Genomic DNA, 24,123 nt, shown 5'->3' with positions numbered 1-24,123 from the left:
GGGACGCGGTCGGCGCGGTCGTCGACCTCTTCACCCCAGCCGAATGTGCCAACTACTTCAAAGCCGCAGGATATGAACCGGATTAAACAGGACGTGCTCTAGACAGGTATCTACGCACGCAAAGCAGGATCACGACTGGCCAAACTGCCGTCCCTTGAACATCGCTGCCCTCCGAAATTGGTCGAGCGGCTCGGTGCCACACCGCCGGTAATCACGTTGCACCAGATCCTCGCGCTTGGCCCCACCATAAATCGTAGCCCCGATGTAGCCCCGATCCGCTTTAGGCGCTTGCGTGCACAGACTTGTCCAGAATGTCCAGACCACGTTGAAGCGTCTGCCGGTCAATCGTCAAAGGAGGAAGAAGTTTGACAACTTGGTGCTCCGCGCCGCATCGCTCTACCACAAGCCCACCTTCAAAGGCCCTGCGGACGATTTTCTCGGCCAGCTCACCTGTACTGCAATCGAGCCCCAGCATCATGCCCCTTCCGCGGACAGAAAGGCTGTGGTCTCGGCTGCTTTGAGCGACTTGCTGAAGCCGCTCGTTCAGAACGCGCTCCGCCTCCGCAACACCGTCAGACAGCTTTTGATTCGTCCAATATTTTCGCAACGCAGCAGTCCCGGTCACAAGCGCTAGGTTGTTGCCTCTGAAAGTCCCACTGTGTTCGCCCGGCTGCCAAACGTCTAGTTCGGGTTTGAGCAGCAAAAGGGACAACGGTAGTCCACAGCCACTGAGGGACTTCGACAAAACAATGATGTCCGGCGACAAATCGGCAAACTCAAAACCGAAGAAATTGCCTGTTCGTCCGCAACCCGCCTGAATGTCATCAACAATCAGGAGGACGCCGTTCTTTCTGCAAAGCCGCTCGACCGACTGAAGCCAGTCCTTGCTCGCAGGCTTGATGCCACCCTCGCCCTGGACGGTTTCCAGAATGATGGCTGCCGGCAAGTCAACACCACTGCTTGCATCAGCAAGCACCCTATCCAGATACTCTGAAGTATCGCTATCGGCTCCCCAGTATCCGTCGTAGGGCATGAACACTGCGCCTGCTGGAGGAATACCTGCCGCATCTCGGTAGTATCGAGCACCCGTTACAGCAAGCGCACCCAAACTCACTCCATGAAAGCCATTGGTGAATGAAACTATGCTGTGCCGTCCGGTGACCTTGCGTGCGAGTTTCAAAGCGGCTTCCACGGCATTGGCGCCGGTGGGGCCAGGAAACTGAAATTTGTATGTCAGACCGCGCGGGCGCAAAATTATCGCGTCAAAACACTCCATAAACTGCCTTTTGGCCGACGTCGCCATGTCCAACCCGTGGATAATCCCATTTGACTTCAAGTATTGAACGGCATCTTGCAGGAAGTCGGGGTCGTTGTGACCGTAGTTAAGGACGCCCGAGCCGGAGAGAAAATCGACAAACTCGAAACCATTCTCGTCCTCGAGAATGGCTCCTGCGGCCTTCCTGAACACAACAGGAAAGGATCGCGAATATGACCGCACGTTCGACTCGAGGTTTTCGAAGGCAAATAGCGAGTTTGAGCGACACTCTTGAAGCATGATTTTTCCTCAATCAGACGATGTTCCGCAGCACTGCGTCCATACCTACCATCACGAGCCCGTGTCTACTCAGGCTCCAGCGGTGGCTCAGCGGTTTTTAAATGGCAAATTCGGCCCGTTCACCTACCTAGGATGGTAGTGTCGTCACCGCCGTTTCTTAATTACTATCAAATAACAACAAAACAGTGCAGTTGTAACTCATGGCCCGAACGCACGAACTCCCCACTCTGGCAGACACATGTAATTTCATAAAAAGCCTGAACAAACCCTGCGTCGCGCAACTACTTGCAGAGGCGAAAGGCACAGGGGCGGTCGCCGTTCAGCCTCGATCCGGCGTCGGCGGCCACGGAGAGATGCTGGAGCTTCTATCCAGGATCGAAGCTGAAGCCAATCCGGATATTTTGACGCTCACCATAGATTCCTATTCCCGGCTTGGAATGTTTGATCATGCTAGCCGAATACTTCACAAGAACCCCGCGGCCCTGAACGGATATCCATTGGTGTCCCACGGCTGGCGCAGAGGCCGCGATCTCAACGAGCGAACGAAGCGGCCTCTTGACATTCGCCACGGCTCACCAATTGCCGACCATCTCTTCGAAACTGCCATTGCTTCTGGAATTACATCTTTCGAGGGCGGCGGCATCGCCTACAACCTGCCCTATGCCAAGAAAGTCCCGCTTGAAGAATCAATTGCTTCTTGGCGACGAATTGACCGCCTTTGCGGAGAGCTCGCCGATCAAGATATCATTGTGTCGCGCGAGATGTTCGGCACTCTCACAGCAGTTCTGATCCCGCCTTCAACTTCCTTGGCGATCACCTTTCTTGAAGCAATTAGCGCCGCGCGCGACGGAGTACAGTGCCTGCTGATCGCTTACCCTCAAGGCGGCAATAGCCTTCAGGATATTGCAGCGCTGCGATCGATCGACTCGCTCGCACGGCGATATTTGCCCCCCGGACCGCGCGTTTATCCCGTTCTGCATCAATACATGGGGCCGTTTCCCCGAGACAAGGCAAAGGCGAGCGCTCTTATCCTGCTCGGAGGGTTGGTCGCGAAGCTTGGAGCCGCCGCAAAGGTTGTCACAAAGACCTACGAAGAGGCGCTCGGTATCCCAACGGTGGAGGCTAACGTCGACGGGATCCGGTTGACCAGATGCGCTCTGGCGAGAATATTCGATTTCATCGAACTTGACGAAGCGACAATTACAGAAGAGATGCGTTGGATCGAGCGCGAGGTCATTGAGCTGGTCGATCCGATCGTCGGGGCCAGGGATTTTCACAAGGCCATAGTGGAGGCGTTCAAAGCAGGAAGGCTCGATGTTCCCTTCAGTCCCAGTATTTTCACGATGGGAGACGTCATCCCAGTTCGAGATCCACAGGGGGCTATTCGCTACCTGTCCAGTGCCGGACTTCCATTCTCAGAGGCCACCAGGCGACGCAATCGCGAGTTGTTGAGAGAGACAGCGGCCCCGAAAGAACAGCTTCGGCAGATCGCAGGCGATGTACACTTTTTTGCAGATCAATCGGAGGTCTATCTGCTTTAGTGTGCATCGCCGCCCACCGTCACCATTTCCCGATCTGGATCACTTCAGCCACTGCTCCGAAGAGGCAGGTTCAGAAAACCTCGTATAACAACCGATGTTGACGCATAATGTCGCCTGCATAATGTCGCCTCAAGAATCCAAACCTCTTGAAGCACAAGGACGGGACTTTAGCATGAAATTTCTTCAACGCGGCTTCTACAATTCGATCATCCCGCAGTGTACTGCCTTTATAGCAGCGACCGTTCTACTAGTAGCATCCAATTTTCTCATAACGTTTTTTATATGGAAATCGACAGTATTTTTGGATACCCCTAGAATAACTCCTATTTCCCACGACGATTTTCCTTTTGCCGTCCATAGAATACACTCTTTTTCCCTCAGAGAAAGATCGGGGGACTCCTCGACGGCGCTCGAATTCGTGAACTTCGCGACACGTGACATTTTGGGCTCCTTCAGTTTGTATGCCGCCATCAACGCAGGAGATGTGCCAAGCGAGAAAACGTCCGTCGAAGCAGCTGATTTACAATCATAGTTCTCAAACCAGCCGACGAGGGGAAATCCACGCTTTCCCGCAAAGCACAAAAATTGTGTAGCAATTGGCAGGTTCAGGACATGGTTATCTCATACGAGATCAGGCCGGGCGACCCAACCCATTTGTCGCGCAAACTCGGCGTCAGCCCGCACCCCTTTCGCGAAGCGTTAGCCGTCTCGGTTCCGACGGATTCTTGGATTTTGTCTCCGCCAAGGGGCTCCTGCGCAAGCGAAGGAAGTATTCGATCGTATACACCTGCGTATTGTGATAGAGACAGCCGCGTCCCGATTTGCAGCAGATAACCTGACAACTTGCTTGCACATCAGCCGCAGTGCGGCTTGCCTTCCCTTCGGCTTTGCACAAGCGCGTCCGGGACATGACCATCTGCATCGACGGCCGGCGACATCCAGTGCTTCTTCCCCCTGATAGCGACTATCCAACTCGTCGATATGCCATCTGCTGGTTCGCTTGCGCCGGTTGAAGCGGTCCAGCAATAGAGGCGAGAAGCGAACGATCCAACGGTAGTTTGTGGTGTGATCGACGCAATGCCTCGCTAGGCCATCATCTGCTTCAGACCACCCAGCTGACATTTAGGCCAGGTAACCCGCGCACGCAAAAGCAGGATTGCAGACTGGCCAACCTGGCGTCCCTTGAACACCCAACCCTCCGAATTTACCGAGGCCCTCCGTGCCCCCGGCCAGCAACCAAAACGTTGCAACAGATCCTTCAAATAAGTTCACAGAATCTTGGCGATCGCAAACCACTAACAATGGTACGTTCCCCAGTATTTCGATGGCAGCCTCACTGCAAAGCCTGAGTCAGGCACGGCTGAAGAAAGCTGATGCCGATTAACGCGTGGACCGCCGCACAGCTTGTAAACTCGGAGTCAACAATCGATGGCAAAAAGAGCGCTCATCCTGCTTGAAGGCAATAAACTGGGTACGGGTCTGCTATACGTGCAAACGGCCCAGCGTCTTGGTCTTCATCCAATTACCCTATCGGCTGATCCAGCTCGCTATGACTATCTTGCGGCGGAAAGCTACGAGGCAATCCGTGTCGATACAGCCAATCTCGATGCGCTGATCCACGAGTGTTGCCGGTTACAGACGATCTATGACATTGCCGGGATCACGGGCGCCTTGGAGTCGGTCTATGCGACAGTTGCCAAGCTCTGCCGGTATTTCGATCTACCGGGACCGAACCCCGCATCGATTGAACGATGCTGCGACAAATTCGCTCAACGTCAGCTCCTCGCGGAGGCCGGAGTTCCAGTACCTGCTTATCGCGTGGCAGCGAATGCAACGGACGTAAAACGCTCTGCCGCGGAGATTGGCCTGCCGGTGATCCTTAAGCCAGCCGTAGGCAGCGGCAGCAGCGGTGTCCGATTGTGCCGCAACGTCGAAGAGGTAATCGAACATACAACCTATCTGTTGAGCGGGAAGCACATATGGCGGTCTACGCCGAGGATACTGGTCGAAGAATTCGCACAAGGGTCCCATTATACCGCTCATACAATGGGAAATGAGATCATTGGGATCGGCACTGCTGACTTCAGCCCCCCACCGCATTTCGTCTATCGTGAGTTCACCTTTCCGGCCGTGCTGACTGATGACGAGCATGAGCGTATCGCCGCTGTTTCGCTGAGCTGTTTGCGAGCTCTCGGCCTTGGCTGGGGGCCAACGAACATTGAACTCCGGTGGACGAAACTTGGCCCAGTCGTCATTGAAGTCAATCCGCGTCTTGCTGGCGCGCCCGACCCTCAACTGGTTCAGTTGGCTTACGGTGTCGATCTAATCACCGAGCACATCAGACTTGTCATCGGCGAGGAATGGAATTTGCGCAGAAATCATTCGCACACTGCGGCCGCGCGATTCCTGGTCGTTGATCGCGATGGCACGCTCGACTCGATTGGCGGTGTCGGTCGGGCAGCTGCTGTGCAAGGTGTCGCCGAGGTCAAGCTTTATTTTGAACCAAAGACGGCGATCGTCAGGAAAGGCGATTACCGAGACTGTATCGGATATGTCAGCGCCGCTTCACCGAGCCGTGCTCGGACCGAAGCGGTACTTCAGAGTGCCGTCGACTTGATCGAGTGGTCGATCACGCCATTTCCGAGAACAATCTCGGAGCCCAACGCTTTCTGCTCCAACGGCGGCGGCGCCAGTTAAGAGATGATCGTCTGGATTCAGCAAACAGGCAGCGCGTGGCGAGCTTCCGGTGCCTGCGGAACCGCCAGGTCAGCAAACAGCATCACGTAGATCATGCTTTTGGCCGTGCCGTTGCAGCACCCGCGACCGAGGAACTCGAGATCATGATCCAGCCTGCGACCGGATAGTTGAACAGCATGATTGGCAGGTTCGCCGCCTTGTCAATTACGAGGACGTGGTTCGCCAGCTCGAGCTTAGTCAGCATCGCAAGCTCTCTGAAACGAGCAGCATTCATGCCTGACGCCAAATAGCTGAAAACAGCACAAAAATGTTTTCTTCGCCTCGTATTGCGAGGCGGCAGCAGGCACCGACCGGCGCGCCGCCGATCACCCACTGCCCCTACACGGAGGAACTGTCATGAACACCCTCGATCAGCAGACGGCATTGAGCAAGCCTCACGACGGCGCATCAAGGATTCCCACGCCTTGGCGGCGACGCCGGTCGCTTGACTAGACTAGCTAGTGCCCACCGACCGGGTTTCACGCGAAACAGATGGAGGCGCAAGAGATCTTCGTATTCGTCGCGCAGAAGATTGCCCAATACGTGGCGCCGTTCAAAATCCTTGGAGCAGAGAGTAACGTCGCCGTTTGGAAGAAGAACATTCCGATACTGTCGTTCGTCCACGCATGTGAGTGCTCCTATGATTGGCTGCCGGTTCAACGGTCTTAGGGTTGACGCTTCCACCCATGCTACTCACCGGCCGCGTGCGAAGTAGCGCTTCGGCAGGGAATATCTCGACGATATCCGGATGGACCTCGCCCAGGACTATAAACCGAATCCAGGCAATGTCTGTGTCGACCACTTGACGAATCAAAGCGAGATACTTGTCACCGACGAGACGGCTATTCATGTATGCGCCATCATCGAGAACATGGACCACGAATACCCTTGAGCGCATCGCTTGCAAGCGGTGTAGATCCCGCCCCTTCATTCCTACAAGCGTCGTGAAAATCCGGATGCCATGGCCTCTGGCGTAAGCGTGCTCGACCATTTCGGTGCAATCCGGATTGAGCCAAGGCTCGGAGTACCCGGCGAAACTAATGTCGACGGAAGTTGGAACGCGCGCCAGACATCGCTTGAAATCCTCAAGACGAAGATGCTTCACATGAGAGATCGTTCTTTGCCGATGGGCGAACTTGTCCTGCGGACAATAAGAACATCCGACGATGCAGCCGGTGGTAGGCGTTATTTCCAAAACCCTGCCGCCCGGGATGGCAGAGCCCAGTTCCTGTAAGATCTTCGGATATGCCTCCACTTTCTGGGGCTCTTGGCCAATCCCGAGTATTCAAGCAACAATTTACTCGTTTAATTAGGACGGAGCTTTATTCGCGCGCTGGCATATACCGAATTATTCTATCTATGACACCGTCTTATTAACTAGGCGTCTAATATTCAATGTTAATACTCTCAGCGGATTTTCGTTTTCCATCGATCAAAATTTTGCAAATGAACTCAGTCAGCTTCGCGTTGGGTGGCAATCAAACCCCGGCTCCATCGGTTTGCTGGGCGGCCCTCGCACCTAGTTTGAGCGCTTCGCCGGCACGCCAGGACGGCGAAATCGCAATCTGTCGAGCGTCAGCCGTTGCGGAAGGTGTAGCTGTACCCGTTGATGGCTGGCCCGCCGCCGAGATGCGCGTAGAGCACCCTCGATCCCTCTGGAAAGAAGCCTTTCTGGACGAGATCGATCACCCCTTGCATGGATTTGCCCTCGTAGACGGGATCGGTAATTATACCCTCGAGCCGCGCACACAGGCGGATGGCCTGCTTCGTTGCCTCGGACGGAAGGCCGTAACCGGGAGACGCGTATCCCTCGAGCAGCACCACGTCATCGTCCACGATTTCCATGCCAAGCTTGACGAGCTTCGCAGTATTCCGGGCAATACTTAGCACCTGCGCCTTGGTTTGGGCGGGGGTGGCGGAGGCGTTGATACCGAGTACGTTGCGCTGTCGACCGTCCTTGGCGAACCCGACGAGCATGCCGGCATGCGTGGAGCCCGTGACCGTGCAAACGATGATGTAGTCGAAGCCAAACCCAAGCCGTTTTTCCTGGGTGCGCACCTCCTCCGCGAACCCGACGTACCCAAGCCCGCCATATTTGTGAACTGAGGCCCCGGCCGGTATCGCGTAGGGCTTGCCGCCCCTTGACTTGACTTCATCGAGCGCCTGTTCCCAACTGCGGCGGATGCCGATATCGAAGCCCTTGTCGACAAGGCGCACTTCTGCTCCCATGATCCGGCTCAAGAGAATGTTGCCGACCCGGTCGTAGACGGCGTCCTCATGTGGTACCCAGCTCTCCTGAAGCAGGAGACATTTCATGCCGATCTTGGCGGCGACCGCGGCGACCATCCGCGTGTGGTTGGACTGCACGCCGCCGATGGAGACAAGCGTATCGGCATTTGACGCGATCGCATCGGGGATAATGTATTCGAGCTTGCGCAGCTTGTTTCCGCCAAACGCGAGACCGGAGTTGCAGTCCTCGCGTTTAGCGTAGATTTCCACCTTGTCCCCCAGATGCTTGGAGAGGCGGTCGAGCTTTTCGATGGGCGTGGGTCCAAATGTGAGCGGATAGCGTTCGAACTTTTCCAGCATTTTCTCTCCGGCAACACGCGATGGAGCTGAATTGGCCATTCACGATTCATTCTAGTCTAGAGGCGTCTTTGATTTGACCGTCATCTGCATTATCCGGCACCAGAAGTCCCATTACTATTTACAGCGCCTCGTTCGTCATTGAGAGTTGCAACCGCACGCCGGCGTGCGAGAGACTACCCCAATGCGTATGGCGTTCAAGAACTGCATCTCCTGGATTAACTAGAATGACCGGATTGCGGTCACCATCGACTTCTCATGCACAGTATTCCTTCTAGACTAATATCTGCTCAATGTTTACGGTTGGTCCAAAATTTGCGCCAGCTTGAGCTCTGACCTTGTCATGGCACCTCAAGGCAGCAGCAGCGATATGGCCAACATTTGGTCGCGCTGGAGTAAATCTGCGGATTCATTCGTCACCTCATCAAGGTCTGGTGGCTCGGATCCCACTTCCTTGCAACTGTCGAAATGCGCAGCCCTTTGGCCAGCTCGGTTAACGCAGCCAGACCGCCAGATCAGAAAGAGCACGCTTGCGAAATAAACCAACTGAAGGAGCAACGAACAAGCCAGCGTCGTGACGACTACTGTGCGGATGGAATGAGAAGCGAAGTAGACAATCAGAACGTTGCTGCACAGCACCAGCCCCAGGAGGCGACAAAAGATTTTTAAGGGCAACGCCGTTTTCCTGGTTTTGTCTCCTCAGATCATGCTGCGACCTGGTCGGCCGCAACATGGATCTGGCAGTTCTTCGGGCAGACGCGGCCGCAGGCTCCGCAGCCAATGCAGCGGCCGGCATGGTCGACGACCATGATCATGCGATTGAGCTCGCCGTCGAAATCGTCGTCTTCACCGTCGCAGGCGCCGAGGATTTCACCCGCGTCATCGACGCCGTAAAGATGCATGACCTCGCGCGAGCAGACCTTGAAACAGCGGCCGCAGCCGATGCACGTCGTGCCATCTATAGCGGTGAGATATTCCGGCACCCATCCGGAGCCGTCGCGAGTGGTGAATGTGCTCGTCATCGTGACTTTTTCATTGCAGCGAGCTCTCTCCTGGCACTATCCAACTCGGCAAAAACGGCCGACGCTTCCTCGGCAACTTCCACTATCTCCGTCCATTTTCCCGGGAGCTTCTCTACGAGGTCGCTCAATTTCATCTTGGCAATTGCCGCGCGCAGCTGAAGCTTTCGGACTTTCTTCCTCATCTCATCTAGCTTTGACATAAATCCTTCCTCGAAATCGGTTTCTTCACTCCCGTGCCACGTCGGGATAGGCTTCAATGGCTGCAGTCGCATCGTCGACCAGTTTCGTACCGGCCTCCCCGAGCTTCCTGAACGTCTCGAAGCTGAACCGGTGGATGCCTCGACAGAGCGACCAACCGCCCGGCCGTAAAAAGCAATCGTCCGAAGCCCCCATGGGTTTCATCTCAATCATTGACGGTGTCACCAGGCCGGAGCGCTCCTCGATCGCAAGCCCCACGCCGGTGTAAAACATGTCGAGCCTCCACAGCACGTCCGGATCGGGATCTCCGATGACAGGGATCGCACGGCGCTGTTTTCTGGTGACGGTGAAGTCGGCCAGCAGCGTGGGGTCCGATTTGCCTTTCCCACGAGCCGTAGGAGTCTTGAGCACGGATCAGCCGCACGAGGCATCTGACAGAAGGCATGACAAGGGCCGCCTCGGCCTCGTTGATAGCCCGGCTGACCGCGGCATCAGACATTTCGCCTTCTCCTCATTTCAGTCCTCTTCCTCGAAGCACGATGTCTGTTTTCGGGGACGCCTACTTCGGGCAGACTTGCGCAGCTGGCGCCCGGCTCGGGGCGGCCGATTCCACGCAATGGATGTCCCAGTGGCCGACCTTGAACGCGTCCTCGAGTGCGAGGTCTTCCACCCCGGCCGGAATTCGCGTCGAGCATCGCTTCCGCCGTGATGCGGCCGGAGGTGATCGCAAGATTGGAGCCTCGAACCCGCTGCAAGCGATCCACACTGTGCTGCATGGAACCGACTTGCTGCGGCCGCGCCAGGGAAATGGACGAATTGGACAGTATACATTCCAACCGTCACCCCCTTTTACGGGCGGCGCTTTGACACCTTCGGCAAAAAATTCTTTTGCGGTGCCGCGCAGAGAGCGCCGTGACAAACCTTCTCATCCTTGTAGTTGGCCAGAGCCTGCAGCAACTCCGGTAGAAGGTGCTGTTTCAGTTTGTCCGGGATAGGCTCCGGACCGTCCAGCGACGTCAGTGCCAGCTCGATCAACTCGATCGCCCGATCTTTGTTGCCGCTCTCATGATAGTAACGAGCGACCGCCGGATAAGACCAGAACTTTGGGCCTTCGCCTTGCGGGGGATTGAGTACCAGGATGTGTTCGGACAACTCCTTGCCCATCGCGAACCGCTCAGCAGATGGAAAGCGCGAATGATCATAGTTCGGCTGGAAGAGTTGCTCTAGCGCCGCGATCATCCAGTCCTCGGAGTTTCTGTCGATCGCGTCGCGAACCAATTGGTGCATGAGGGGCAAGCCGGTCCACATGTCGTGCATTTTGTGAAGCACCAGATTCGCATGAGCCAGGCGGAAATTGAGGTTGTCCGGCAACAAGGCAATGCCCTCTTCGATTGCCGAGCGCGCCGTCTTCCAATCCTCTGTCTTCACCGCCGCCCGAAATCTAGCATTGATCGGCTTCGTCAACGCTTGTTCGCGCGCTATGGGTTCGCTTTCGGCGATACGCTCCTTATCGGCGGCTTTCGCTTCATCGCTGGAGCGCCAGCTGCCGTTGAGCACCTTCGGCAAAACCTCATCGAGTTTCGCCGGGCCACCGATAAAGGCGATGTGGCCGTCTCGGTCGACCACGAAACTGGTCGGAATCCAGAAAGAAAAGCTGGGCTCCATCCAAAGCTTTTTCATTTCGCCTGTGGAGTCGAACGCCATTCGAAAGTTCAGATTCGAGAACTTTTCGGTCAACCAAGCGTCCAGATTGCTTCGGGCCTCATCGGCCGTTGGAGCGTTTTCAGAAGCCGCGACTCCGATGATCTCAACGCCGCTGTCCCTGTATTTCTCCTGCAGCTGCATCAGATGGGGCATCGCGTCCACACATGGGCCGCACCAAGTTGCCCAAAATTCGACGATGTACACTTTTCCGGGCTGAAAGCTCGTGAGGGGCTCGCCACGCAGCCAGTTCTCGACTTTAATCGAAGGAGCCGGGGACCCCATTTGCAATACCATGTTGTTCTCCAAAGCTATGGCCAAAGGTTGCGCGACTTTAGGCGCGAGCTTGTTTGCCTCTTAGAGAGGGGCACACGGGTTCAAGGAGAGGAGAGCATCGCTCGTCTCGCGCGTTTGCGTGCAGCCAGCCTTCCTCAGTGTTGCCGCATCTCAATTCGCAAGGGCCGTGCCAGCGCGCTCAGCGCGCATTAACCCCATGATTTTGCGTTCAAAAGCCTCGATCTGCCAAGATGGCCGGTTGTATTGAACCCGACATGTTTTCCTGCCGCTGTCCGGTTTTGGACATGCCTCTAGCGCTTCGGGCCGGCCCGAAAGCCTGGCCACGGACGACTCCACATGTATTCGGGCCGAGGGACCGAGCAGATGGACATCATGACTGCGCTGGCTGCCGCCAAGCCCGTCATCATCGTCCGCTTCACGCCACCGGCTTGAGAGTCTTGCAGTTCCGGTCCCTCAGGCGGCAGCGGATCTCGCCATTTGCGATTGCAAAGGGCTGTTCCATCCGAGCGCGGCCTGTGCCCCCTCGCCCGCCCTGCGATTGAACTGGCTGGCGACCTGGGAATTTTCACAACGAAGCCGGTCCAGCTTCGGCTCGCCAATACCCCCATCCTCAGATTGACGATGATGATCGTGGCGAAAAGGCCAGGATGAGTGCCGGCATGTGCCGGTCGGTGCACTCTGCGGGATTCCTGCTTTGTTCCGATATTTTCTATGTTCCCTGTGCTCAGGCGCTGCAGGGATCGCCTGGTGCGAATGTGAGCGTTGTCGGAATTTTGACCAGCCTCAAGGCCGCTCGCTCGCCACGCGATTGGCCGGGCAGACAGAAAACACTGAAGACGCGGCCGTTCTCGCTGCTAACCCGGCTACCATCCCAGGCGATGACAACGTGATTGATGCCATCAATTCCCGCCGACTCCGGCAAGAGCCCGACCGTCCCGACTCGCAGTTGAGGGCCTCGGCCACGGCACGGTCATCGCGTTGTTCAGCTCCCGGCGAGCAGCCCCGCGAACGCGCGCTATCAAACAGACGTCCGGGATGTTCTCGGCGACGGCGCGTGCAGATTGGCTCCGAGCAGCTTCGCGAAACTGGGCGCGTTTGCCGCGGCCTTTCTCCGACTTGGCATCAGCATAGGTGACCCAGGGGAGTAGAGCTTCGAACAGCATCGGTGCTGCTTCAAAACCCGTTAGCGAGCCAAAAACAGCGGCAATGGCGGCTTCCCCACTATCCATCTCGTTACGCCACCGAAGAGCCGCTCGCGCAGCCGTCGGCTGCCATAAGCGCCCATCACTATCATGTCGGCAGACGTGTCGATTGCGTGCTGCGCGAGCACCGTGGCCACTGGTTTGCCGGCGCTCGGCAGCCGGTCAACCGACACCCGAGCACCGTGCCGAGTGAGATAGGCAGCGATGTCGGCTCCTGGCTCGGCGCCGTTTCCGGTGCAGGTCGCCTCCGGATCGACTAGTGCGACACGAACTTCCTCAGCACCGGCTAGCAGATCCAGCGCTTCCCGAACCGAACGGGACGCCTCGACTCGCGAATCCCAGCCGACCAGCACGCGCCGTGGCGATAGAGTCGCCTCAGCGCCCTCCGGCACGACAAGCACCGGCTTTCCGGTATCGAACAGGCTGCCGTTGATAACAAGGGGTCCGAGATTAATGTCGTTGAGAAGTGCGGGGCCGACGATTGTCAGGTCGTTGCAGAGCGCCCGCTGTCGCACCGCGTCACCGACGCTGGCCTGATCGCAGTAGTGGGTATCGACGTCATAGCAAAGCCGCATGGCTCTCAGCTGTTTCTGAATTTCCCTGGATGTTGTTTCCAGTCTGGCCATGTCCTGTGAAAATCTTTCGATCTGCCTAAACCGTTTGTCCAGTCTGGCAATGGCCTGGGCGCGTTGCGTAGGGCACGCGTGCATGCCATCGCTTAGCAGCGGAGGCGACATAACGCGCGGCGGAGGCGATATGATCAGTACGGAAAGATGCGCTCCGACCTCGGCACACAAGCTGGCAGCTGTTCTGACCTCCTGATCGGAGTGGTCAGCTCCCGTCACACTGAGCACGCTTCTGAAAGCCATCTGACTGCTTCTTTCTGAGTATGTGTTCTGCGTATGTCGTACTTGTAAGCGCGTTCGAGGCCGCTAGACTTGCGCCCCAGCACGACGGAGATGCGAGTGGCAGCGCACTGATGCCTATTCACCGTCAGCTTCAGGCTCAACGTCCGCCTCCTCCAGCGAGTAGCCGTCGGACCTGATGGTTCGAATGACGCTGCCGGCCGATGTCCTCTCCAGCTCCTTTCTGATCCGGCTGATATGGACATCGACGGTGCGTTCCCCGACATGGATCTTTTCCCCCCAAGCTGCGTTCTTTAACTCGACTCGGCTGAACACCATGCCGGGAGTCTCGAGCAAATGCCGCAGCAGCTTGAACTGGATCGGTCCAAGGTGGATGTCTTGGCCGTTACCGCGGACTCGGCGGGCATCGACGTTCATCTCAAGGCTGCCACAGCGGAGTAATCTGCCGCCGTTTGCAATCCCGTTTGAACCGGGTTTCGCCAGCGCCAGGTTCGCCCGTAGACAGTCGAGCAGCTTGGCCGGTGCGATTGGCCGCACAAAACTTTCGTCAATGCCTGCCTTCAAGAGATCGAATTCTTGGTTCCCCGCGCCGGGCGCGATCAGGGCAATAACCAGCAGGCCTCCGTTCCGGCACTCCGCCTTGAGCTGGGCACAGATGGTGGACCCTGTCGAGCTTGCCGGCTGGCAATCCAGCACCACGGCCTGCGGCTCCCGTTCACTGGCTAATGCCAGCGCTTCCTCCACGCTTCTGGCCAGTTCAATCCTGAAGCCATCCACCTGGAGGACGTGGCTGTGGACCAGATAGAACTCCAGATCTTCCGAACAGATCAGGACGAGTGGCTTCATCGGTGCTGCCCCGTTTAAACCATCAATTCTGCCTCGGTCGCATGGGTTGATTGAGCTCGGCATAGAGGTCGTCCCCCTGGGCGGCGCAGAAGCCGACGGTATCACCCGCCTGATCCATGCCGTGAAGTTGCATGACCTCGCGCCAGCAGATCTTGAGGCCGCGACAGCAACCGATGCAGGTCGTCGCGTTGATAGCGGTCGCATATTCCGGGATCCTTCTGGACGTCGCGGGTAACGGAAGGGCTCGTCATCATGAATTCTCCAATGCGGCGAGTTCTCTCCTTGGCATCGTCCCCTCGGCAAAAAACTCGAACGTTTTCCTGGTGACGGCCTTGATCTCGCTCAAGTTGATGGGAAGGTCCTCGGCGAGGGTTGCGCATTCCTTCTTCGCAGCCCCGCCCGCGAGGGTTTCCGGAGCTTCTATGCAGCGCCTCAAGGTGTGACACGATCTCCTTCCCTCGAACCGGTTCCATCACGCTCGTGCCACCTCGGGATAGGCTTCGATGGCTGCGATCGCAGCGTCGACCAGTTTCGTTTCGGCCTCGGCGAGTTTCTGGAACGTCTCGAAGCCGAACCGATGAACGTCGCGCAGGGCCTTCGACAAAACGACCAACCGCCCTGCCGTGAAAACCACGCGCCCAAAGCCCTCATGGCTCATCTCCATCATCGGCGATGCCATCAGGCCGGAGCGCTCCTCGATCGCAAGCCCGACGGCGGCGTAAAAAATCTCGAGCCTCCACAGCACGTCGGGATCGGGATCGCCGATGATCGGGATCGCACGGCGCTGTTCCTTGGTGACGATGAAGTCAGCCAGAAGTTCGGCGTCTGTTTTGCCTTCCCAAGACCCGTGGGAATCATGAGCCCGGACCAGCCGCACGAGACATTTGACGAACGGGGTGGCAAGGGCCGCCTCGTCTTCGGCGACAGCAGGGGTAACCACGGGGTCAGACATTTCGCCCACTCCTCATTTCAGTCCTCGTCCTCGAAGGACGGTTTCTGTTCGGCGACACCTGCCTGCGCCAACACCTTGCGCAGCCAAGGGGGAGGACACGTCCTGAGCATCATCTGCGTACGCAACAGCACCTCTTGGATGGTTTGGGGGTGCGGCACTTTGATCGGATGAATTTTTGCCGAAACAACCTTGGCTGCCGAAGGTCCGCCGATCGCCAGACAAAACAGGAGATGACAGCCCTTCAGCGCCTCCACCTTCGGGGTGATGCGGTCGTCGCCCTCAGTTCGATGCTTCCCGCTCTCGTCGGAAACGTCATCGAAGGCCACGGCCTCGACGAGATTCCACTCCTCGCGTCCCACGTCGTAGACGGCAAAGCGCCTGGCCGAACCGAAATGGGAGTTGAGGTTCTTCATGTCCTGCGTGGCGATCGCCACGCGCAATGCGCCGGCTTGGCGTTCCGGCGTCGGTGCGTGAACCTCGTCAGTGACGAGCGAGAGGCGGCGGACGGGGGCCATCTGGCGTTTCTCGCTTGCGGAGGGGATCAAGTTCTTCAGGTGTCGGCGCCTGCCAGTTAGACTGGAAAATATTGGCAACCTCGAAAACCAGGTCGCGGGTCCCCTGGTAGAGGATTGTGAGCTTGTGCTGGCTGCCGAGCCGATCGAAGATCGGGAAGCCGACCCGCATGAGCGGAATGCCGAGGCGCTGCGCCGCCTGGTAGCCATGGGAATGGGTGACGAGAAGATCAGCGTCGGCGCCAAGAGCTTCCAAATTGCCGAGATCGCCGATCTGAACCGACTGCGCCGGTACTTCCTCCAAAATTTTCGACATAGCGGTCGTGGTGACCGCCGCCGTGATTTCGGAGCCCATTCCGATGAAGAAGCTCGCGAGTTGGTAGAGTTGGTCTGGTTCAGCAGCGATCGCAATTTTCTTGCCTCCAAAGTGGAAATGTCCGTCGAGCAAGGCGTCTTGCAACTGCGCCCGGCGACGGCGCACCCCAGCCGGCGCCCCCGCGCCCGAAACCGCAGAGAGAAGCGAGACGAACCGGTCGGCGTCCTTCAATCCAGTCAGCGACCGGAACAGCACGTAAGGCACGCCGGTCAACCTCTGGAGCAGCTCGGCCGGGCGGCGCATATGCTCACCGATGACGATGCATTGCTCGGCCGTGCCAAGTTCACGGATATCCTCGACACTGGTGCCGCCATAGGTGGTCGTGACCCAGCGGTCGGGCACCGTCCCGTCGAGCGAGCCGGAGACGTCCGGCAGAATCACGGGCTTCAGTCCGAAGCTTTCAACCATCTCACGCAAATGCTCGATATCAGCCACAGTGAGGTTCCAGCCAGGCAGGATCACGATCTTCTTCGACTGCCGCGCCTGCTCGCCGGGACGCGTAATCCTTTCGATCATCGCGGTGACCGCCTTGGCCCAACCCTCTTCTATCGCACCGTCGAAATCCGGTGTGTTGGCTAGCACCACCTCCGTACCCGCGAGTTCTTCCCTGCGCTTCAGCCTGATATTGGCGATGTCTCCTGCGCAGTCTTCGCCCCGGGTTTCCACCAGCGCCGTCGTGCAGACCCCGATCAGCGTTGGCTTTGTGCGGGCCTTGAGGTTGAGGATCGCCTCTTCCAGATGGTCTGCACCGCCGAGGATCGTCGCCACCTCGTCCATCGCCGTGGTCTGCAAGGGGATGGCTTCCTTGAAGTGCCGCACGAAGAGCACGAGCGCGAAGCTGGTGCAGCCTTGGCTGCCGTGGAACAACGGCATTGCGCCGTCCACCCCAAGGAAGGCGAAGGCGGCACCGAGCGGCTGCGACGACTTCAGCGGATTGATCGCCGCCGCTTTGGTCTGGGGAAGGATGCGGACCATCGGCTTTCCTCAACACTCGCCGAGTTCGTCGGCCATCGTGCCGGCGAATTTCTTGAAAGCCTGGACAGTCGCGGTCTCGCTCTTTGTGCGCGGCAGTTCCTCCCTCACCGCAGGCTGGCAATCCCATGGTGCCGGCTCCCGCACCTGGCGCCAGATCGGGTTATGAATGGCGAGGTCGATCTGGCGTACGAGTTCCACCATGCCGTCATAGCCGGCGTAAGGGTATTGGCGCTCCTGGTTGATATCGAGCCAGGGTGTCTTGGCCTTCAGCGCGATGAATTGCGTGCGCCCGCCCGACAGCATGATATCGGCCTTGTGTTCTGAGAGCATGGTGTAAAGTTCGCGCGGCGCCATCTGCTCGAACATGTGGTTGTCGTCCTTGAGGATCTGCTTGATGCGCTCCTTGTCTTCGACGGTCGACTTCTTGACAGAGGTGCCGACGATCTCGATGCCGATCTCCATCAGCGCATGGACGACCGACCAGGACTTCACACCGCCGGTGTTGAGCAGCACGCGCTTGCCTTCGAGCCTTGGCCGGTAGGCCGCGAGCTTCTTCCAAGCGATCGCCTCCTCCTCTGCAATCAATGCCTCGGTGCGGCCGAGGATCTCCGGATCGGCACCCTTCTTCACGAGCAGCTGAGAAATCTGTCGGAGCGCTTCCGAGGTGTCGGTGATGCCGTAGAAGGAGCCCTCGAAAAACGGGATGTCCCAGCGCTGCTCCATCTTGCGGGCGAGATTGATGAGCGCGGTCGAGCACACCATCATAGCCGCCCGGGCGCGGTGCGCGCAGGCAATGTCGAAGTAACGCGCGTCGCCCGGAATGCAGGCGCGCACCCGGATGCCGAGCCGATCCAGCAGCGGCTTCACCAGCCAAAATTCACCCGAGAGGTTGAATTCGCCAAGAATGTTGATGTCATAGGGTCCGGCGTCGTCCGGTTCTACCGTGCCGATGACATGCTCGAGCAACGCCTCGCCGGCAAGCTTGTTGCCGAGATTCTTGGAGCCGACGAAGCCTGGCGCATTGACCGGCACCACCGGTAGGCCGAACTTTTCCGCCGCGCGCTTGCAGACGGCCTCGATGTCGTCGCCGATCAGCGCCGTCACGCAGGTCGGATAGACGAAGATAGCCGGCGGCCCATACGCTTCCTTGATCTCGCGGATCGCTTTGAAGAGCTTCCGCTCGCCCCGCCCCATCACCACGTCGAGTTCGGTGAGATCGGTCGTGAAGCTCGTGCGCCAGAGCGTTGGCCCGGACGAAGCCGCACCGCGGTTGTCCCAGGAATTGCCCTCGCAGGCGAGCGGCGCATGGATCAGGTGCGCGACGTCGGTGATCGGCTGCAGCACGATCTTGGCGCCATCGAAGGCACAGCCGCCGGCCGCCGCCCCGGGGGTCAGTGGCTTCGAACAGCCCTCCTTGCGCGCCTTGGCATCCTTGCCGCGGTTCTGCTCGCAGGCAGGCTCGTTGAAGACATCCTGGATTTTGGCTCTGAGCGAGGACATTGCGTTGGTCTCCGAAGTCCCTTCGGGAAGACGACCGGCCTCACCGAAGAGCCGGCCGCCACCCTTAGCGGGTGAGGTCATACGAATAGTCCGTCACGCCCGTCTCGCTTGTCTCGCGATCGAGCTTGTCGAAGATCTTGTCGAGGATCGTCGTCAGGACGCGCAACCCGCCTTGGTAGCCCATGAGCGCAAAGCGATGGTGATGGTGCCGGTCGAAGATCGGAAACGTCAGCCGGATCAGCGGCGTGCCGGTGTCGCGCTCCAGATACTTGCCATAGGAGTTGCCGATCAGCAGGTCCACCGGCTCGGTGAAGAGCAGCGAGCGCATGGCCCAGAGGTCCTTGCCCGCCCAGACTTGAGCGTCCTTGCCGAAGGGCGATGATGCAAGCAGTTCCTTCAACTCCGCTTCCCATGCCGAGGTGCCGTTGGTGGCGAGGCAATGGGTCGGCTCGCCGCCCGTCTCCATGATGAAGCGGGCCATGGCGTAGACAAAGTCCGGATCGCCGTAGATGGCATATTTCTTACCGTGCAGCCAGGATTGGCTGTCCGCCATGGCGTCAACAAGTCGGCCGCGCTCCAGGCGGATTGCCTCGGGGATTTGCTTGCCGGAAATCGCGGAGACCTCCATCAGGAAGTCGTCGGTCGCCTGGACTCCGAGCGGGTAATGAAACGAGGCAGTCGCCTGCCCTACCCCCTCGCAATACTCCAGTGTTTTTCGGGTGTTGTAATGCTGTAGCGAAAGTGTCGCCTCGGCGTTGAGTGCCTTCCTCACGTCTTCGATCTTCGTGCCGCCGTCATACATGCGATATTCGCCGTCCGACGGCGTGTCGAACTGGTCAGAGGCGTCTTGGATAAAGGTATAGGACACGCCTATCAGATCGAGCAGGCGCTTGAGTTCCCGGTTGTTGCCGACACAGAAGCCGTCGAAGCCCGGAATGATGTTGATGGTTCCCTCGGCTTCCGTTCGCTCCTCGCCTTTCCAGAAATGCTCCAAAATGCCCTTGACCGCAACGTCATAGCCGTCGACATGGCTGCCGACAAAGGCCGGCGTGTGGGCGAAGGGCACGTCGAAGTCGCGCGGGACCGAGCCTTCGTCCTTGGCGTTCTCGATGAAGCTGTGCAGGTCGTCGCCGATGACCTCCGCCATGCAAGTGGTCGAGACGGCGATCATCTTCGGGTCGTAAAGTTGGTACGTGTTGGCGAGCCCGTCGACCATGTTCTTCAGGCCACCAAACACTGCCGCGTCCTCGGTCATCGAGGAGGAAACTGCCGAAGCAGGCTCCTTGAAATGGCGCGATAAGTGCGAGCGGTAATAGGCCACGCAGCCCTGGCTGCCGTGGACGAAGGACATGGTTCGCTCGAAGCCCGCGGCCGCGAACACCGCGCCGAGCGGCTGGCAGGCCTTGGCGGGGTTCACGACAAGCGCTTCGCGAGCGAGGTTCTTTTCGCGGTATTCCCACGTCTTGGTGAATTCGCCTTGGTCGGTAACGACCTGGTCCGGGTGAGGACATTCGAAATTCAGCCTCTTCTCGGCGAGCATCTGCCTGTATTCCGGCTCGCGGAACAGGGGCGCGTGGTCGAGAACTTTTTCAGCCGACTGCGGCATGGGTGGTTACCTCTTCTCCATCTGGCCCGCCATACGGCGGCACAGGGACGTCGAAACGTTTCAAGTCTCCCGCGGACAAAAGGGCCACAGGCGTTCAACGGCCTCCCGGCTTCCGGGAGGCCAGGTTTTCATTCGGCTGCGATCGCCGCCGACGGCTCGGCTTTTTTCTTCCAGGGGGCGTCGTAGAGGTTCCAGACTGGGTTGTTGATGGCCAGATCCATGTCACGGGCGAAGATGGCGAAGCCGTCGTAGCCGTGATACGGGCCGGAATAATCCCAGGAATGCATCTGACGGAACGGTATGCCCATCTTCTGGACCGGGTACTTTTCTTTGATGCCGGAACCAACGAGATCAGGACGGATCCCCTCGATGAACTTCTCCAGCTCGTAACCAGTCACGTCGTCATAGATCAGCGTGCCCTTCTTCACGTAATGGCCCGTACGCTGATAGTCGTCGTTATGGCCAAATTCATAGCCAGTGCCGACGATCACCATGCCCAGATCCTCATATGCCGTTACGACGTGACGGGGGCGCAGCCCGCCGACATAGAGCATCACCGTCCTGCCTTCGAGGCGCGGCCGGTACTTGGCGATGACGGCATCTACCAACGGCCGGTATTTGGCGATGACCGCCTCGGCCTTGGCCTCGATTTCCGGTCCGAAATGCTTGGCTATCTTGCGCAGAGAGGCTTCCGTCTGGGAGGGGCCGAAGAAATTGTACTCCATCCAGGCGATGCCATACTTTTCCTCCATATGCCGGCAGATGTAGTTCATCGACCTGTAGCAATGGATGAGATTGAGCTTGGCCTTTGGCGCTCGCTCTATTTCGGCCAGCGTAGCGTCGCCCGACCAGTTGCCGACCACGCGCAGGCCCATCTCCTCGAGCAGGATGCGCGAAGCCCAGGCGTCGCCGCCGATGTTGTAGTCGCCGATCACATTGACATCGTACGGGCTGGCCTCGAACTCGACGTCTTTCTTCTCGAACACCCAGTCGCGGATCGCATCGTTGGCGATGTGGTGGCCGAGTGATTGCGAGACGCCGCGGAAGCCCTCGCAGCGCACCGGCACGATCGTCTTTTCGTGCTCCTTGGCCTTGTTGCGGGACACAGCTTCGGTGTCGTCCCCAATCAGGCCGATCGGACATTCGGATTGCACGCTCATGCCCTTGTTCAGCGGAAACAGTTCCTCGATCTCGTCGATGATCCGTTCCAGCTTCTTGTCGCCGCCGAAAACAATGTCCTTCTCCTGGAAATCGGAGGTGAACTGCATCGTGACGAACGTGTCGATGCCGGTCGTGCCGACGTAGTAGTTGCGGCGTTGCGACCAGGAATATTGCCCGCAGCCGACCGGGCCGTGCGAGATATGGACCATATCCTTGACTGGACCCCAGACCACGCCTTTCGAGCCGGCATAGGCGCAGCCGCGAATCGTCATCACTCCGGGGATGGACTTGATATTCGATTTGACCTCGCATTCGGAAAGGACCTCGCTTTCCTCGCCAGCCTCGTCGCCGCTCTTTGCGACGCTGAGGTGCTTTTTGCGGCGCTTCGCCGCCTTGTCAGGATATTGCGACAGCACCTCCTCGATAAGCTTCGCATGGAGGGCGCCGTCATTCTCGTATTCCAGGCTCATGAGACCCCTTTCAAGGTTCAGGGTGACGCCTCACCAACGAGGCGCCGTTCTTTGAAAGGCGCGCCACGTCAGGCCGCGCCACCAGTCAGTAGCGGTCGTTACCGTGCGGCCGCCTTCGCCGCTTCCTTGACCTGAAGCTCGGCAAGCATCTGCTCGTCCGTCTTCATGATGCCGAAGTCGAGCAGCATGTCCTCGAGCTCCTCCATGGTGATCGGGGTGGGGATGGTGCCCTGGCCCGAATTGTTATGGATCTTCTCGGCCAGCGCCCTGTATTCCCCGGCCTGCTTGGAGTCCGGCGCATACTGGATCACAGACATCTTCCTGAGCTCGGCGTGCTGGACGATGTTGTCGCGCGGCACGAAGTGGATGAGCTTGGAATTGAGCCTGGAAGCCAGCGCTTCGGCGAGGTCGAGCTCGCGGTCGGTTTGGCGCTCGTTGCAGATCAGGCCGCCGAGCCGCACGCCACCCGAATGAGCGTATTTCAGGATACCCTTGGCAATGTTGTTGGCGGCATAGAGCGCCATCATCTCGCCGGACATGACGATGTAGATTTCCTGAGCCTTGTTCTCGCGGATCGGCATCGCGAAACCGCCGCACACTACATCCCCGAGCACGTCGTAGGAGACATAGTCGACATCGTCATAGGCGCCGTTCTCCTCGAGGAAGTTGATCGAGGTGATCACGCCGCGACCGGCGCAGCCGACACCCGGCTCGGGGCCGCCCGACTCCACGCATTTGATGCCTTTGTAGCCGACCTTGAGCACATCCTGGAGTTCGAGGTCTTCCACCGAACCTTCCTGAGCCGCGAGGTGCAGGACCGTATCCTGCGCCTTCGCGTTCAGGATCAGGCGGGTGGAGTCGGCTTTGGGGTCGCAGCCGACGATGAGGATTCTCTGCCCGAGGTCGACAAGGGCGGCGAGGGTATTTTGGGAGGTGGTGGACTTGCCGATGCCGCCCTTGCCGTAAAAGGCGATCTGACGCAAACCTGACATGTAGCTTTCCTTCCTTCGTTCCATTCATCGCGGCTGCCGCGACACGAATGCCGGTCGGGCAGCTGTCGCCGCCTCGCACCCAAGGATTTCAAGACTCGTGCCAATTTGGCTGGTCGAACCGAAGAATAATTTTATGGTTGCTTTTCAGGTATTTAGCTTGAAGCCAAAGAAAGGATCGTCGGAACAAGCCATGTAGCGGACCCGACAATGGCGACACAAAGCGTCGGATCGCGATCCTCAGTCACCGCATTCATTCGAGCCGCATCGTTGTGTTGAGATGGGCGAACAGCATCTCGACCCTTTGCGTTAATTGCGGGATGCTGCGAACCCTTCTGTTCCGGCGAGCTGACGTGCTTGGTCTCGCGTGTCCTCATCGACACTGCGCGGAATCTGCGCGCTCCGCTGGCACACCATCGATCCACGGCCATCTATACGGGGCCACGGGCGATAATTCCGCCATTTCACCAACCCAAGGCGACTCGGCTCACTTATCGGCGCAGGAGTTCAGTATCGGCGTCATCGCCTTCACATGCTCGTCGATCCACCCGAGCACTTTCGCCGCGACAACGTCGCGCTCAGGCAGATGCCACCAGTGCTCGTTGACGAGTTCGACGGTCTCGACCACGGCCTTCAGGACTGCCGCTCCGGAAGCCTTGCGCGGTTCGCAAATGCCTTCCATCGCGGTGCTGCTAGCGCCTTGAACGAGCGCTCCCCTCCAAGCGAAAGCGCCATGGCGTCGGCGGGACTATATGGCACGGTCGACAGAACGTCGTAGATTGGTGCAAGCACCGGCTTGTCGCCTTTACCGGGATAAATCAAAGACCAGTTCTTCAGGTGCACGTCGCCATTGCCGGTGATGACCGTCAGCACCAGGCGGCGGACGAATTCGAGAGCAGCCGTAGGCGAGACGGCCGCGCCAAGGGCCAAGGCTATGTCATGGTAAGCAGCGCCCTCGTATTTGCGCGAGGAATAGACACCGAAGACCTGAGCAAAATCCTCAATGTGAATCCTATCGCCATCGGCGCCGCG

The 24,123-nt window shown here is 58.4% G+C and carries 21 protein-coding genes and 2 pseudogenes; 2 read left to right on the top strand and 21 right to left on the bottom strand.

Annotation, left to right across the window (positions count from 1 at the left end; translation table 11 throughout):
- Nucleotides 1–280: 280 nt before the first annotated feature.
- Nucleotides 281–1,555: a diaminobutyrate--2-oxoglutarate transaminase gene (gene ectB / locus NKI22_RS30780; RefSeq protein ID WP_352959630.1), complete on the bottom strand. Its 1,275-nt coding sequence runs from the start codon at nucleotides 1,553–1,555 to the stop codon at nucleotides 281–283.
- Between the two features lie 200 nt (nucleotides 1,556–1,755).
- On the opposite strand from ectB, the gene NKI22_RS30775 reads away from it, so the two are divergent.
- Nucleotides 1,756–3,096 (top strand): hypothetical protein, encoded by a 1,341-nt coding sequence (locus NKI22_RS30775; protein ID WP_352959628.1) that lies wholly within the window; start codon nucleotides 1,756–1,758, stop codon nucleotides 3,094–3,096.
- A 195-nt stretch (nucleotides 3,097–3,291) separates the two neighbouring features.
- Here the strand turns inward: NKI22_RS30775 and NKI22_RS30770 are convergent.
- Nucleotides 3,292–3,531: pseudogene (locus NKI22_RS30770) on the bottom strand (helix-turn-helix transcriptional regulator); the annotation flags it as partial.
- A 993-nt stretch (nucleotides 3,532–4,524) separates the two neighbouring features.
- Here NKI22_RS30770 and NKI22_RS30760 point away from each other — a divergent pair.
- Entirely contained in the window at nucleotides 4,525–5,793 is a 1,269-nt protein-coding gene (locus NKI22_RS30760) for an ATP-grasp domain-containing protein (protein ID WP_352959626.1), read from the top strand.
- Nucleotides 5,794–5,884: 91 nt separating this feature from the next.
- Here NKI22_RS30760 and NKI22_RS30755 read toward each other — a convergent pair whose 3' ends face one another.
- From NKI22_RS30755 to NKI22_RS30665, 19 genes and pseudogenes are all read right to left on the bottom strand, one after another.
- A complete protein-coding gene (locus NKI22_RS30755; RefSeq protein WP_352959624.1) occupies nucleotides 5,885–6,067 on the bottom strand; it encodes a hypothetical protein in 183 nt (60 codons plus the stop codon).
- Between the two features lie 173 nt (nucleotides 6,068–6,240).
- Nucleotides 6,241–6,456, bottom strand: coding sequence for an SPASM domain-containing protein (locus tag NKI22_RS30750; protein ID WP_352959622.1), 216 nt, complete (start codon nucleotides 6,454–6,456; stop codon nucleotides 6,241–6,243).
- Nucleotides 6,386–7,087 carry a radical SAM protein gene (locus NKI22_RS30745; protein ID WP_352959632.1) on the bottom strand — a complete coding sequence of 234 codons (702 nt, stop codon included), beginning with the start codon at nucleotides 7,085–7,087 and terminating at the stop codon, nucleotides 6,386–6,388. Before NKI22_RS30745 ends, NKI22_RS30750 begins: the two co-directional genes overlap by 71 nt.
- Before the next feature lie 320 nt (nucleotides 7,088–7,407).
- The gene (locus NKI22_RS30740) at nucleotides 7,408–8,421 is read right to left on the bottom strand and encodes a 1-aminocyclopropane-1-carboxylate deaminase (protein ID WP_352959620.1); all 1,014 of its coding nucleotides are present in this window, start codon (nucleotides 8,419–8,421) and stop codon (nucleotides 7,408–7,410) included.
- A 348-nt stretch (nucleotides 8,422–8,769) separates the two neighbouring features.
- Nucleotides 8,770–9,093 (bottom strand): exopolysaccharide production repressor protein, encoded by a 324-nt coding sequence (locus tag NKI22_RS30735; RefSeq protein WP_352959618.1) that lies wholly within the window; start codon nucleotides 9,091–9,093, stop codon nucleotides 8,770–8,772.
- Between the two features lie 29 nt (nucleotides 9,094–9,122).
- Complete coding sequence (gene fdxB, locus NKI22_RS30730) at nucleotides 9,123–9,440, bottom strand: ferredoxin III, nif-specific (protein ID WP_352850792.1); 318 nt, start codon at nucleotides 9,438–9,440, stop codon at nucleotides 9,123–9,125.
- Complete coding sequence (locus NKI22_RS30725) at nucleotides 9,437–9,640, bottom strand: CCE_0567 family metalloprotein (protein ID WP_352850828.1); 204 nt, start codon at nucleotides 9,638–9,640, stop codon at nucleotides 9,437–9,439. Before NKI22_RS30725 ends, fdxB begins: the two co-directional genes overlap by 4 nt.
- A gap of 25 nt (nucleotides 9,641–9,665) precedes the next feature.
- Entirely contained in the window at nucleotides 9,666–10,049 is a 384-nt protein-coding gene (locus NKI22_RS30720; RefSeq protein ID WP_352959616.1) for a DUF269 domain-containing protein, read from the bottom strand.
- A gap of 438 nt (nucleotides 10,050–10,487) precedes the next feature.
- Entirely contained in the window at nucleotides 10,488–11,636 is a 1,149-nt protein-coding gene (locus NKI22_RS30715; RefSeq protein WP_352959614.1) for a TlpA disulfide reductase family protein, read from the bottom strand.
- A 1,183-nt stretch (nucleotides 11,637–12,819) separates the two neighbouring features.
- The gene (locus NKI22_RS30710; RefSeq protein WP_352959612.1) at nucleotides 12,820–13,707 is read right to left on the bottom strand and encodes a universal stress protein; all 888 of its coding nucleotides are present in this window, start codon (nucleotides 13,705–13,707) and stop codon (nucleotides 12,820–12,822) included.
- A gap of 114 nt (nucleotides 13,708–13,821) precedes the next feature.
- A complete protein-coding gene (locus tag NKI22_RS30705) occupies nucleotides 13,822–14,550 on the bottom strand; it encodes a response regulator transcription factor (RefSeq protein ID WP_352959610.1) in 729 nt (242 codons plus the stop codon).
- A 472-nt stretch (nucleotides 14,551–15,022) separates the two neighbouring features.
- Nucleotides 15,023–15,502, bottom strand: a complete 480-nt coding sequence (locus NKI22_RS30700) for a NifX-associated nitrogen fixation protein (protein ID WP_352959608.1) — start codon at nucleotides 15,500–15,502, stop codon at nucleotides 15,023–15,025.
- Nucleotides 15,503–15,519: 17 nt separating this feature from the next.
- A complete protein-coding gene (gene nifX / locus NKI22_RS30695) occupies nucleotides 15,520–16,017 on the bottom strand; it encodes a nitrogen fixation protein NifX (RefSeq protein ID WP_352959606.1) in 498 nt (165 codons plus the stop codon).
- Nucleotides 15,983–17,365 (bottom strand): nitrogenase iron-molybdenum cofactor biosynthesis protein NifN, encoded by a 1,383-nt coding sequence (gene nifN / locus NKI22_RS30690; RefSeq protein WP_352959604.1) that lies wholly within the window; start codon nucleotides 17,363–17,365, stop codon nucleotides 15,983–15,985. The genes nifX and nifN overlap by 35 nt, the downstream gene beginning before the upstream one ends.
- A 9-nt stretch (nucleotides 17,366–17,374) precedes the next feature.
- Complete coding sequence (nifE, locus tag NKI22_RS30685) at nucleotides 17,375–18,865, bottom strand: nitrogenase iron-molybdenum cofactor biosynthesis protein NifE (protein ID WP_352959602.1); 1,491 nt, start codon at nucleotides 18,863–18,865, stop codon at nucleotides 17,375–17,377.
- Between the two features lie 64 nt (nucleotides 18,866–18,929).
- Entirely contained in the window at nucleotides 18,930–20,471 is a 1,542-nt protein-coding gene (gene nifK / locus NKI22_RS30680; RefSeq protein WP_352764549.1) for a nitrogenase molybdenum-iron protein subunit beta, read from the bottom strand.
- 128 nt (nucleotides 20,472–20,599) lie between these two features.
- On the bottom strand, nucleotides 20,600–22,102 hold the full coding sequence (nifD, locus tag NKI22_RS30675) for a nitrogenase molybdenum-iron protein alpha chain (RefSeq protein ID WP_352905946.1): 1,503 nt from the start codon (nucleotides 22,100–22,102) through the stop codon (nucleotides 20,600–20,602).
- A gap of 98 nt (nucleotides 22,103–22,200) precedes the next feature.
- Nucleotides 22,201–23,094, bottom strand: a complete 894-nt coding sequence (gene nifH, locus NKI22_RS30670; protein WP_352706870.1) for a nitrogenase iron protein — start codon at nucleotides 23,092–23,094, stop codon at nucleotides 22,201–22,203.
- A gap of 484 nt (nucleotides 23,095–23,578) precedes the next feature.
- A pseudogene (locus NKI22_RS30665) lies at nucleotides 23,579–24,123 on the bottom strand (type II toxin-antitoxin system HipA family toxin); the annotation flags it as partial.

The sequence above is a fragment of the Mesorhizobium sp. M0778 genome (assembly GCF_040320105.1).
Lineage (GTDB): Bacteria > Pseudomonadota > Alphaproteobacteria > Rhizobiales > Rhizobiaceae > Mesorhizobium.
This window is presented reverse-complemented; position numbering and strand designations above follow the sequence as displayed.

What these genes read in the sequence shown, in the direction of transcription:
- nifD (WP_352905946.1), bottom strand. Translation starts at nt 22,102, where the DNA reads ATGAGCCTGGAATACGAGAATGACGGCGCCCTCCATGCGAAGCTTATC.
- nifE (WP_352959602.1), bottom strand. Translation starts at nt 18,865, where the DNA reads ATGTCCTCGCTCAGAGCCAAAATCCAGGATGTCTTCAACGAGCCTGCC.
- nifH (WP_352706870.1), bottom strand. Translation starts at nt 23,094, where the DNA reads ATGTCAGGTTTGCGTCAGATCGCCTTTTACGGCAAGGGCGGCATCGGC.
- NKI22_RS30705 (WP_352959610.1), bottom strand. Translation starts at nt 14,550, where the DNA reads ATGAAGCCACTCGTCCTGATCTGTTCGGAAGATCTGGAGTTCTATCTG.
- ectB (WP_352959630.1), bottom strand. Translation starts at nt 1,555, where the DNA reads ATGCTTCAAGAGTGTCGCTCAAACTCGCTATTTGCCTTCGAAAACCTC.
- NKI22_RS30725 (WP_352850828.1), bottom strand. Translation starts at nt 9,640, where the DNA reads ATGTCAAAGCTAGATGAGATGAGGAAGAAAGTCCGAAAGCTTCAGCTG.
- nifK (WP_352764549.1), bottom strand. Translation starts at nt 20,471, where the DNA reads ATGCCGCAGTCGGCTGAAAAAGTTCTCGACCACGCGCCCCTGTTCCGC.
- NKI22_RS30715 (WP_352959614.1), bottom strand. Translation starts at nt 11,636, where the DNA reads ATGGTATTGCAAATGGGGTCCCCGGCTCCTTCGATTAAAGTCGAGAAC.
- NKI22_RS30755 (WP_352959624.1), bottom strand. Translation starts at nt 6,067, where the DNA reads ATGAATGCTGCTCGTTTCAGAGAGCTTGCGATGCTGACTAAGCTCGAG.
- fdxB (WP_352850792.1), bottom strand. Translation starts at nt 9,440, where the DNA reads ATGACGAGCACATTCACCACTCGCGACGGCTCCGGATGGGTGCCGGAA.
- NKI22_RS30775 (WP_352959628.1), top strand. Translation starts at nt 1,756, where the DNA reads ATGGCCCGAACGCACGAACTCCCCACTCTGGCAGACACATGTAATTTC.
- NKI22_RS30700 (WP_352959608.1), bottom strand. Translation starts at nt 15,502, where the DNA reads ATGTCTGACCCCGTGGTTACCCCTGCTGTCGCCGAAGACGAGGCGGCC.
- NKI22_RS30710 (WP_352959612.1), bottom strand. Translation starts at nt 13,707, where the DNA reads ATGGCTTTCAGAAGCGTGCTCAGTGTGACGGGAGCTGACCACTCCGAT.
- NKI22_RS30760 (WP_352959626.1), top strand. Translation starts at nt 4,525, where the DNA reads ATGGCAAAAAGAGCGCTCATCCTGCTTGAAGGCAATAAACTGGGTACG.
- NKI22_RS30740 (WP_352959620.1), bottom strand. Translation starts at nt 8,421, where the DNA reads ATGCTGGAAAAGTTCGAACGCTATCCGCTCACATTTGGACCCACGCCC.
- nifN (WP_352959604.1), bottom strand. Translation starts at nt 17,365, where the DNA reads ATGGTCCGCATCCTTCCCCAGACCAAAGCGGCGGCGATCAATCCGCTG.
- nifX (WP_352959606.1), bottom strand. Translation starts at nt 16,017, where the DNA reads ATGGCCCCCGTCCGCCGCCTCTCGCTCGTCACTGACGAGGTTCACGCA.